General features: G+C 69.7%; 8 protein-coding genes and 1 pseudogene. 6 read left to right on the forward strand and 3 right to left on the reverse strand.

Annotated features, from left to right (window positions below):
• The first annotated feature begins 43 nt into the window (after positions 1–43).
• Genes FE633_RS15845 through FE633_RS15860 form a run of 4 tightly spaced genes read left to right on the forward strand, consistent with a single transcriptional unit; the run spans position 44 to position 5,361 of the window.
• Positions 44–1,300 (forward strand): ABC transporter substrate-binding protein, encoded by a 1,257-nt coding sequence (locus tag FE633_RS15845; protein ID WP_138045782.1) that lies wholly within the window; start codon positions 44–46, stop codon positions 1,298–1,300.
• A complete protein-coding gene (locus tag FE633_RS15850; protein ID WP_138045783.1) occupies positions 1,293–2,261 on the forward strand; it encodes a carbohydrate ABC transporter permease in 969 nt (322 codons plus the stop codon). Before FE633_RS15845 ends, FE633_RS15850 begins: the two co-directional genes overlap by 8 nt.
• Positions 2,258–3,175, forward strand: a complete 918-nt coding sequence (locus FE633_RS15855) for a carbohydrate ABC transporter permease (RefSeq protein ID WP_138045784.1) — start codon at positions 2,258–2,260, stop codon at positions 3,173–3,175. The genes FE633_RS15850 and FE633_RS15855 overlap by 4 nt, the downstream gene beginning before the upstream one ends.
• Positions 3,172–5,361 (forward strand): hypothetical protein, encoded by a 2,190-nt coding sequence (locus FE633_RS15860; protein ID WP_212747224.1) that lies wholly within the window; start codon positions 3,172–3,174, stop codon positions 5,359–5,361. The genes FE633_RS15855 and FE633_RS15860 overlap by 4 nt, the downstream gene beginning before the upstream one ends.
• 71 nt (positions 5,362–5,432) lie before the next feature.
• On the opposite strand, the gene FE633_RS15865 is transcribed toward FE633_RS15860, so the two are convergent.
• Both FE633_RS15865 and FE633_RS48395 read right to left on the reverse strand, forming a co-directional pair.
• Positions 5,433–6,623: an epoxide hydrolase family protein gene (locus FE633_RS15865; protein WP_138045786.1), complete on the reverse strand. Its 1,191-nt coding sequence runs from the start codon at positions 6,621–6,623 to the stop codon at positions 5,433–5,435.
• Between the two features lie 76 nt (positions 6,624–6,699).
• Positions 6,700–6,843 (reverse strand): hypothetical protein, encoded by a 144-nt coding sequence (locus FE633_RS48395; protein ID WP_246113637.1) that lies wholly within the window; start codon positions 6,841–6,843, stop codon positions 6,700–6,702.
• 18 nt (positions 6,844–6,861) lie between these two features.
• Here FE633_RS48395 and FE633_RS48400 point away from each other — a divergent pair.
• Positions 6,862–7,074: pseudogene (locus FE633_RS48400) on the forward strand (VOC family protein); the annotation flags it as partial.
• Positions 7,075–7,190: 116 nt separating this feature from the next.
• On the opposite strand, the gene FE633_RS15875 reads toward FE633_RS48400, so the two are convergent.
• Complete coding sequence (locus FE633_RS15875) at positions 7,191–8,093, reverse strand: MHYT domain-containing protein (protein WP_138045788.1); 903 nt, start codon at positions 8,091–8,093, stop codon at positions 7,191–7,193.
• 275 nt (positions 8,094–8,368) lie between these two features.
• On the opposite strand from FE633_RS15875, the gene FE633_RS15880 reads away from it, so the two are divergent.
• Positions 8,369–9,952, forward strand: a complete 1,584-nt coding sequence (locus tag FE633_RS15880) for an ABC transporter substrate-binding protein (protein ID WP_138045789.1) — start codon at positions 8,369–8,371, stop codon at positions 9,950–9,952.
• Positions 9,953–9,954 lie beyond the last annotated feature (2 nt).

The raw sequence follows: 9,954 nt of genomic DNA on the forward strand, positions 1-9,954 counted from the left end.
GCATGCAGACGACCATGCGCCGCGCTCCGAGAAAGGTCGGGACATGAGAGCCTTCACTTCGCCAGGACGGACACCGCGCAGATGCATCACGGCACTCGCGCTCGCGGCGTCGGTCTCCCTGATCGCCGCCTGCGGCACCGGCGGAAGCGGTTCGACCAGCTCCGACGGCACGCAGACGGTCAACGTCGCTCTCACCGGCCTGGGCGAGGAGGGCAAGGCCACGAACGCCGCGATCAAGGCGTTCGAGAAGGCGAACCCGAAGATCAAGGTCAAGGTGCAGGTGCTCTCCACCGACGCCACCCAGTACCAGCAGCAGATCCAGCAGCGGCTCGTCGCGGGCTCAGGAGCCCCCGACGTCTTCAAGCTGGACGGCATCTACGGCGCCGCCTTCGCCAAGTCCGGCTGGCTGCTCGACCTTTCGAAGGTGAAGGCAGACACCTCCAAGTTCCTGCCGAGCTCACTCACCGCGGGCCAGTACGAGGGCAAGACCTACGCCGTGCCCTGGTTCGCCAACACCGAGGGCCTCTTCTACCGCACCGACCTGGTCAAGACGCCCCCTACGACGCCCGACGAACTCGTCACCGCCGCTCAGGAGGCGATGAAGAAGGACTCGAAGCTCAAGTACGGGCTGGCCTTCGAGGGCGCCAAGTACGAAGGCGTGATCACCGCGTTCATGGCCCTCGCCGGCGGCTTCGGCGGCAAGCTCGATCCCGAGAACCTCGACACACCGCAGAACCAGCAGGCGTTGCAGTTCATGGACGACCTGATCCGCAAGTACAAGATCGCACCCAGCGCGGTCACCGGCTGGAAGGAGGGCGAAGTCCAGCAGGCGTTCAGCTCCGGTCAGGCGGCGTTCGCGATCAACTGGCCTTTCGTCTTCTCCACCACCAAGGGCACGCCCACCGAGGGCAAGGTCGGCTTCGTGCCGTTCGCAGGCAAGGGCGGCACCCTCGGCACGGAGATGCTGGCGATCAACTCCAAGAGCACCCACACGGCGGCCGCCTGGAAGCTGATCCAGTACCTCACCAGCAAGGACGTCCAGATCGACCGGGCACTGAAGGCGGGCAACCCGCCTTCGGTGTCGGCCGCGTACAGCCCCGAGCTGTTCAAGGAAGCGCCCTACTACCGCGAGGTCGAGAAGGTGGCCAAGGTCGCCGTCCAGCGGCCGGTCTCGCCCAACTACCCCAAGGTCTCGGTCGAGTTGCAGACCATGCTCTCCTCCGTCGTGTCCAACCTGACCGCACCGGACAAGGCCCTGTCCGACGCGGCGCCCAAGGTCCGGGACGCGGCCCGTGGCTAGCGGTGTCTCCGCACCTCTCGCCGGTGGCACCGCCTCCCCCGGGGGAAACCGGCCGTCGCTGCGGCGGGCACGCGCCGCAGCGACGGACCGGCGACTGGGCTGGCTGCTGCTGACGCCCACCCTGGTGATCCTGCTGGCGGTCACGGCGTTCCCGCTCGCGTACAACCTGTGGAACTCCGTACGCCACGTCAAACTGACCGACCCCGCGGCGGACGGCTTCGCCGGCCTCGGCAACTACCGGGCGCTGTTCGCCGATGCGGCGTTCCGGCAGGCGCTGATACGGACCCTGCTGTTCACCGCGGGTTCGGTCTTCACACAGATCGTCGCCGGGCTCGTCGTGGCCCTCGTCCTCCACCGCCGCTTCCGCGGCCGGGGCTGGGTGCGGGCCGCCGTCCTGGTGCCGTGGGCGGTACCCACCGTGGTGGCGGCGACGTCGTGGAAGACGATGCTCGATCCGCAGACCGGGTTCGTGAACCAGGCCCTCAGCGCCCTGCATCTGCCCGGCGCGGACACCAACTGGCTCGGTGGCGAGTGGACGGCGTGGGCGGCGATCGGCGCGACCGACGCGTGGAAGACCGTGCCGTTCGTGGCGATCATCCTGCTGGCCGGTCTCCAGGTGATCCCGGACGAGCTGTACGAGGCGGCACGGATCGACGGCGCGAGCGCCTGGCAGGCCTTCTGGCGCGTCACCCTGCCGCTGCTCAAGCCGGCCCTGCTGGTGGCGCTGATCTTCCGTACGCTGTCCGCCCTGCTGGTCTTCGACGTGGTCTTCATCCTCACCGGCGGAGGGCCGGGCAACACCACGGAGACCCTCTCCTACATCAACTGGCGCGAGTTCCTGGTCGAGACCGACTTCGGCACGGGCGGTGCCCTCTCCGTGGTCCTCGTGGTGCTGGCGCTGCTCGTCGCCGCCGGTTACGTCCGGATCTTCCGTACCGACCGCGGGGAGGAGACCCGATGACCGGACAACTCCATGTGGCCGAGCACTCCGCTGCGGTGCGGGCACCGGTGCCGGATGCCCGGAGGGCCGGCCGGGACCGGCGTCGCCGGGCCGCGGCCTGGCGACGCACCGGCTTCGGCCTCCTCGTGACGGCCATCGTCACCATCTCGCTCTTCCCGTTCCTGTGGATCCTGCGCACCTCGCTGATGAGCTCCCAGGAGTTCGCGCAGGGGGTCACCGGATTCCTGCCGAAGCACTTCACGCTCTCCAGCTACGCCGACAACCTCTCCGACCAGAACTTCCTGCGCCCGCTGCTCAACAGCATCCTCATCTGCCTGGTCAGCACGGCGCTTTCGGTGGTGTGCGCGACGCTGGCCGGGTACGCGCTGTCCCGGCTTCGGGTGCGCGGCGCGGGCGTCGTGCTGGGCTTCGTGCTCTTCGCCGGGTTCTTCCCTGTGCTGGCCATGGTCGGCCCGCTCTTCCTCGTCTACCGCGAGCTCCAGCTGCTGGACTCCCCGGCGGGACTGGTCCTGGCATACATGGTCTACACGCTGCCCATCGCGACCTGGCTGCTGAAGAGCTTCTTCGACCAGGTGCCGCGCAGCCTGGAGGAGGCGGCCATGGTGGACGGCGCCAGTCGCCTGCAAGTGCTGTGGCGGATCGTCGTCCCCGTGGCGATGCCCGCCGTCTTCACCTCCGCGATCATCTCCTTCATCCTCGCCTGGAACGACTTCGCGTTCGCCACGTCCTTCCTGCAGACCCCGGAACGCTTCACGGCGCCGCTGGCGATCGTGAACCTCGGGCAGAGCCAGTTCCAGGTCTTCTACAACCGCATCGACGCCGCGGTCGTCCTGATCACCCTGCCCGTCGTCCTGCTCGTGCTGTTCGCGCAGCGCCGCATCGTGTCGGGGCTGACCGCCGGAGCCGTCAAATGACCCATCGTCAAGTGACCACCAGCACCATCGACTTCAGGCACGCGCCCGACTCCTCCTGGACGCTGCTGTGCCGGCCGGACGACCCCCACAAGAGCCTCGTAGGCGAGGACGGCGCCCTCCTCTACGGCTTCCACGCGAGCGGCTTCGACGCCTGGTCCTTCGCGCGGACGGTGGGGTTCTCCGCGCAGACCACCCATCGCCCGGTGCGGGTCACACAGGAGACCGAGAGCGCCCGGCGAGCCATCGTCCGTACAGTCGTCGCCTACCCGAACCAGACGCTGGAGATGACCACCTTCGCCCACTACGGGCCGGCCCGGTACGACATCGTCCTGTGGACCATCAGGGCGGCGCCCGGTGCGGACGAGGTCCTCACCGGTCTGCGCATCGAAGCCCAGCTGCGCGGGGAGACGCTCGCGAGCACCGGATCCCGCCACGAGGTGCACGCGGTTCCCCTCGACACCGCGCCCGCCACCCCGGAATGGACGGACGGGCTGCCGACCACCGACGCCGCTCCCGCGGGCGCCTGGCGGCTGCGGTCCTGCGGTCATCCGCTCGTCGGCGGCTCCGCTTCGGGGTTCGGTGCGGCCGACGGTCTGGTGACCAGTCCGGTGGTTCTGCGGGGCGGCGATAGCATGAGCGGCGCGGTCGTCGTTCCGCTGACCGACGGCGAACTGGACCTCGACCAGGCGTACGCCGCGCTCCGGGCGGAACGCCGGTACTGGGACCGACTCGACGTCCAGCGGCTGCCGTTGACGGTGCCCGACCCCGACGTACAGGACATGCTCACCGCCTGCGCCCGCAACCTGCTCCAGGCCCGGGAGATCGAGCAGGACCTGCCGGTGCTGCATGTCGGGCCGACCATCTATCGGGGACTCTGGCTGGTCGACGGCCACTTCCTCCTCGAGGCGGCGCGCTACCTGGGGCTGGACGACCCGGCCGACGCCGGTCTTGAGGTGCTGATGCGGCGGGTCAAGCCGAACGGCGCCATCGTGCAGCTGGACAGCGAGCCGTACGTCAAGGAGACCGGCATCGCCATCGCCACCATGGTGCGGCAGGCCGAACTCACCGGCGATTCCGACGCGTTGCGCGGCCGCTGGCCCACCATCCGCGCGGCCGTGGCCCATATCGCCGAACTGCGCGAGCAGGCGGCCGAGTTGCCCGCCGACCATCCCCTCCGCGGGCTGCTCCCCGAGGCGTTCGGGGACGGCGGACTCGGCGGCAGCCGCGCGGAGTACACCACCACGATGTGGATCCTCACCGGACTCCGGTACGCGGTCGCGGGCGCGCGCATGCTCGACGAGACGGCCGACGCCGAACGCTTCGCGGACCTCTTCGAAAGCCTGCTCTCCGCCTTCCAGCGATCCGCCAAGATCCAGCGGCGTACCACCGACGACGGCCTGCGTCATCTCCCGATGAACCTGCCGGGCAGCGGCGAGCACCAGTTCCGGCCGCATACCCCGGACAGCCAGGTGCCGGTCTGGCGCCGGATCCGGCCCGAGACCGCGACCTGGGCGCTGTGCCACGCCATCTGGCCCGGCGAGATCTTCGCCGCCGACGACGAGGTGGTCCGCGACCTGCTCGATCTGTACGAGGCCCGCGACGACGAGCAGGGCATCCCGGCCACCACCGGCTGGCTGCCGTACAAGGCGGTGTGGACGTACCAGGCGTCCTTCGCCGCGCACGCCTGGCTGTACGCGGACCGCCCCGACAAGGCGGCCGACTACCTCTACGCCTTCGCCAACCACGCCTCCCCGACCCGTGTCTGGCGGGAGGAACAGCCGCTGACCGGCAGTGGACACCTCCAGATCTGCGGGGACATGCCGCACAACTGGGCGTCGGCTGAGTTCGTCCGCCTGGTGCGTCACCTGCTGGTCTTCGAACGCGGCGCGGGCCTCGACCTGCTGCCCGCGGCGCCCGCGCACTGGTTCCGGCCGGGCGCCGAGATCCGCGTCGAGGGCACCCCCACCCGCTTCGGCCGGGTCGGTCTCGATGTCCGCGCGGGCGAGGACCGGCTGGAGATACGCGTCGTGCGGCAGGGGTCGGGCACGGTACCCGCACGCCTTCGGCTGCCCGCCCGTTTCAGCCCTGGTGCCGTACGGGTCGACGGCAGCCCGGTCGCGGCCGCCGAAGAGATCCGGCTCGACCTGCCGGACGGCGCGCCCGTGCTCGTCGAGGCACACTGCTGACGGAGCACCCGCGCACACGAGTCATCCAACGGGCCCCCAAGGCATGTCCAGCGGATCAGGGCGGACACCCCCTAGCCTCGCAGCTCTCGGAAGAACGCCCGTACATCGTCCACGAGCAGGTCCGGCTGTTCCGTCGCGGCGAAGTGCCCGCCCCGATCGAACTCCGTCCACCGCACGATGGTGTTCGTCCGATCGGCGATGTGCCGTACGGGGATGAAGTTCTCGCGCGGGAAGACGGCCAGGGCGGTCGGGGTGGACGACGGTTCGGGCGCGGCGCCCCAGCCGTCGGCGTGCGCGCGCTCGTAGTAGATGCGGGCGGACGAGCCGGCGGTGCCGGTGAGCCAGTACAGCATCACGTTGGTGAGCAGCCGGTCGCGGTCGACGGCGTCCTCCGGTCGGTCACCGGAGTGGGTCCACTCCTTGAACTTCTCGGCGATCCAGGCCAGTTGGCCGACCGGCGAATCGATGAGGGCATAAGCGAGCGTCTGCGGCCGGGTGGCCTGGAGGACGGCGTATCCCTGGCGCTCGCGGACCCACTCCTGGGTGCGTTCCCAGGAGGCCAGGGTGCGCTCGCGCTCGGCGGGGCTCAGCGCGGCCAACTCCTTCTCGTCCGGTTCCGCGGTCACGGCCGAGTCCGGCAGCAGGTTCAGGTGCACGCCGATGACCCGGTCGGGGCGGACGCGGCCGAGCTCACGGGAGATGCCCGCGCCCCAGTCGCCGCCCTGCACGCCGTACCCCTCGTAGCCCAGCCGCTCCATCAGCACGGCCAACGCGGCGGCGACCCGGCGGTGGTCCCAGCCCCTGTCCCGCGTCGGCCCGGAGAACCCGAACCCGGGGATGCTCGGGATCACCAGATGGAACGCGTCGGCGGGGTCGCCGCCGTGGGCTCGTGGATCCGTCAACGGTCCCACGACATCGAGGAATTCGACGATCGAACCCGGCCAGCCGTGCGTGATGACCAGAGGTGTCGCGTCCGGTTCCGGGGACCGCACGTGGGCGAAGTGCAGCGTCGCGCCATCGACGGTCGTGGTGAACTGCGGCCACTCGTTGAGCCGTGCTTCCGCGGCCCGCCAGTCGTACACGTGGCGCCAGTAGTGCGCCAGCTCCTTCAGATAGTCCAGCGGTACGCCGTACGCCCAGCCCGCGCCGGGCAGTTCGTCAGGCCACCGGGTGCGGTCCAGGCGCACATGGAGGTCATCGAGGTCGCCCTGCGGGATGTCGATGCGAAACGGGTGGATCGCTGTGTCGTCCGAAGAGATCATGGCCGCCGATGCTAGCTCTGCGTGCACCATGCACGCAGGTGGGTTTCTGCCGGAGGGGGCCGGCCCCGGCCCGTCCCTAGACCCGGTTGCGCCCCACGTACACGTTCCGCGCCCGGTAGTACGTGTTCCCTCCCGGGCCCGAGGAGCCCGACGAGCCCTCCATCTGGAGGTTGATGATCAGCCAGAGCGGCTTGCCGACGAAACCGGCGCCGCGGTGCACGGCCTTCCAGGTGCCGTCTACTGGTCCCGGCTGACAGAGGGCGTCGGCGAGGAAGGTCCCTGCGACTGGCTGAAGGACAAGTTCGGCCTCTCCTGGCAGGTCGTCCCGACCAGGCTGACCGACTTGATCAGCGACCCCGACCAGGGGAAGGCGGCCAGGGCGATGCAGGCGATGCTCTCGATGTCCAAGCTGGACATCGCCGCCCTGGAGAAGACCGCCGCGGGCGGGTGAAAAAGCGTCGTCACGACGGCGGCCCGCGTCGCACCCGTCGGGCGAGTCGGCCGCTGTACAGGTCGGGGGCAGGCTCGGGTACGTACCCCCGAGACGCGGCGACTTCGAGAAGCAACTCACCACTCGTAGGCGGACCGTGGGGCCTCGTGCTGCCCGTGGGGGCGTCGCTCGGGATCGGGCTCCTCCTCGAAGAGGGAGCCGGAGGAGCCGGACCGGGGCACGGAGTTGTCGGCGTCGCCGACCGCGGTGCCCTGTCGAGAGGCGGGCCGACCCTGGTCGCCGTCACCCGTGACGAGGAGGGGGTCGAACATCACGATCGCTCCGGCCAGCACCAGGAAGATGACCGGGCCGATGAGCATGGGGAGCAGGAGCGACATCGGCGAGTCGCCGGTCGAGGCTCCTCCTGTCGCGCCGTGGAGATGCACGCTGATCGCGGACATACCGGTGTAGTGCATGCCGCTCACGGCCACGCCCATGACCAGGCTGGCTCCCAGGCTTGCCAGGAGACCCCGGACCGAGACGGCCGCCCACAGGGCGGCGGTCGCGGCGACGACGGCGATCACGACGGAGAGCGCGACGGGGACCGGGGCGTACTCGACACGCCCGTTCATCTGGATCGCCGACATCCCCAAGTAGTGCATGGCGGCGATACCGAGGCCGGTGACGACGCCCGCGACGGCCAGCGTGCCGCCGTCGGCCCCGCGGTATCCCACGACGAAGACGCCGACGCCGACCACGACGATCGCCACGACGAGACTCAGCACCGTCAAGCCGACCTCGTAGCGGACAGGGGTCTCCTCGACCTGGAAACCGATCATCGCGATGAAGTGCATGGTCCAGATGCCACATCCGATCGACGCCGCGCCGAGCGCCAGCCAACCCGGCTTCCACGCCTGTTCGTTGTTGTAAAGAGACCGGACGATGCAGCGCAGCCCCAGAGCGCCTCCCAGGCATGCCATGAGGTAGGCGGCCACCGGAGTGACCGCGCCGTAGCTGAATCCGTCCACCGTGCCTTGCATATGCCAATTCCCCCCGGAACCTGGCTAGTTATGGGCGGGAAGGGTTACGTGCAAAGGCCATGCAAAGCAAGCCCTTACCGTCGGTACGGACGTAGGTCCGTCTTTCCTGACGCAAATTGCGGTCATGGGTTGGCGCAATCTGACCGGTGGCGTGGTCACTTTGCGCCCCGGGGGCGTTCCGCCTCCAAGGGTTGGCGGGATCCCGTCGCCGCGTTATCGTTCACGCCGTTCACTCAATCGTTCTTTCGAACGAATAGCGCGAAGGACGGTCGGTCATGTCCGACATCCACCACCCGGGGCGGCGGTCGGTCCTCGCCACGGGAGCCGCGAGCGCCGCGGCGTTCGGCGCCTCCTGGTTGCTCAGCGGCTGTACCGGCGCATCGGCGGCGCCCGCACTGCCCGCCGCGGCCAAGCAGGGCGCTCCAGACCCCGGCGGCACCCTCCGTATCGCCCGGCCCCCCGCCTCCGACGCCGAGACCCTCGACCCGGCGAGCGCCCTGTCGGCGTACGAATACCTCGGCGCCCTCTACAACCGCCTGGTCCGCATCGGTGAGAACGGTGCCGTCGCCCCCGACCTCGCCGAGTCCTGGGAGCCGGACGCCAACGCGCGCACCTGGACCTTCCGCATCCGCAAGGGCGTCACCTTCCATGACGGGCGCGCCCTCACCTCCGCCGACGCCGCCTACACCCTGCGCCACATCCTCGACGAGAAGACGGCCTCTCCGCAGGCAGCCGTCCTCGCCCCGCTCGTCGACCCCGGCCGACTGCGAACTCCCGACGCCCACACGCTCGTTGTACCGCTCAAGACCCCCCACGCGGAGTTCCCGAGCCTCCTCACGCACTACAACTGCTATGTCATCCCCGACGGCAGCGGCCGCGGCATCGGCCGCACCGGCATAGGCACCGGCCCCTTCCAACTGGAGTCGTTCACGCCCGCGGGCCCCGGCCGCATCACCGCGTACGAGGACCACTGGGCCGGCCGCCCGGTCCTGGACGCCATCTCCTTCTACTCCGTCGCCGATATGTCGGCCCGCTCGAATGCCCTGCTGGCCGGGCAGGTCGATCTGTTGTCCCAGACCAACCTCGACTTCGCGACCGCCCGGGTCGTCGCCGCCTCCGACCGCGCGACGATCGCACGGGTCGAGGACGCCCAGTGGTACGTGCTGCCGATGCTCACCACGGAGAAGCCCTTCACCGACGTACGGGTGCGGCAGGCGATGAAGCTCGCGTACGACCCCGAGCACGTGGTGAAGGTCGCCCTGCAGGGCGCGGGCACGGCCGGCTGGGACAACCCGGTGCCGCCGAGCGACCCCGCCCACATCACCGCGCACCCCGAGCACGACCCGGAACAGGCGCGGCACCTGCTGAAGAAGGCCGGACACGAGGGCCTCACGGTCGACCTCTACACGTCGTCGTACGACCCGGTCTTCACGCCCATGGCCCTGGCCTACCAGGACTCGGCCCGGCGGGCCGGAATCCGGATCCGGGTCAAGACGGCCGCGGCGGACTCGTATTACACGCAGATCTGGATGAAGCAGCCGCTCATGGCGACGTACTGGTTCACCGGAAGACCCGTCGACCAACTCCTCACCCAGGTCTTCCGCAGCGGCTCCTCCTACAACGAGACCGCCTGGTCCGACCGCGACTTCGACGCGCTGCTCGACCGGGCCCGGCAGGAGACGGACGGCAAACGGCGGCGGGAACTGTACGGCGAGGCGCAGACCCTCGTGATCGAGAAGGGCGGCGCGATCACCCCGATGTTTGCCGACCGGCTCGTCGGTCTCTCGCGCAAGGTGCGTGGATACGCCGAGTACGGCTTCGAGTTCGACTACCGCGGCATCGGCCTGAAGGGAGCCTGAGC

It is taken from the genome of Streptomyces montanus, from assembly GCF_005786655.1.
GTDB classification, from domain to species: domain Bacteria; phylum Actinomycetota; class Actinomycetes; order Streptomycetales; family Streptomycetaceae; genus Streptomyces; species Streptomyces sporangiiformans.

Bases quoted from the DNA above. Each gene is read 5' to 3' on its own strand.
- FE633_RS15845 (WP_138045782.1), top strand. From the start codon at position 44: ATGAGAGCCTTCACTTCGCCAGGACGGACACCGCGCAGATGCATCACG.
- FE633_RS15855 (WP_138045784.1), top strand. From the start codon at position 2,258: ATGACCGGACAACTCCATGTGGCCGAGCACTCCGCTGCGGTGCGGGCA.
- FE633_RS15860 (WP_212747224.1), top strand. From the start codon at position 3,172: ATGACCCATCGTCAAGTGACCACCAGCACCATCGACTTCAGGCACGCG.
- FE633_RS15865 (WP_138045786.1), bottom strand. From the start codon at position 6,623: ATGATCTCTTCGGACGACACAGCGATCCACCCGTTTCGCATCGACATC.
- FE633_RS15875 (WP_138045788.1), bottom strand. From the start codon at position 8,093: ATGCAAGGCACGGTGGACGGATTCAGCTACGGCGCGGTCACTCCGGTG.
- FE633_RS15880 (WP_138045789.1), top strand. From the start codon at position 8,369: ATGTCCGACATCCACCACCCGGGGCGGCGGTCGGTCCTCGCCACGGGA.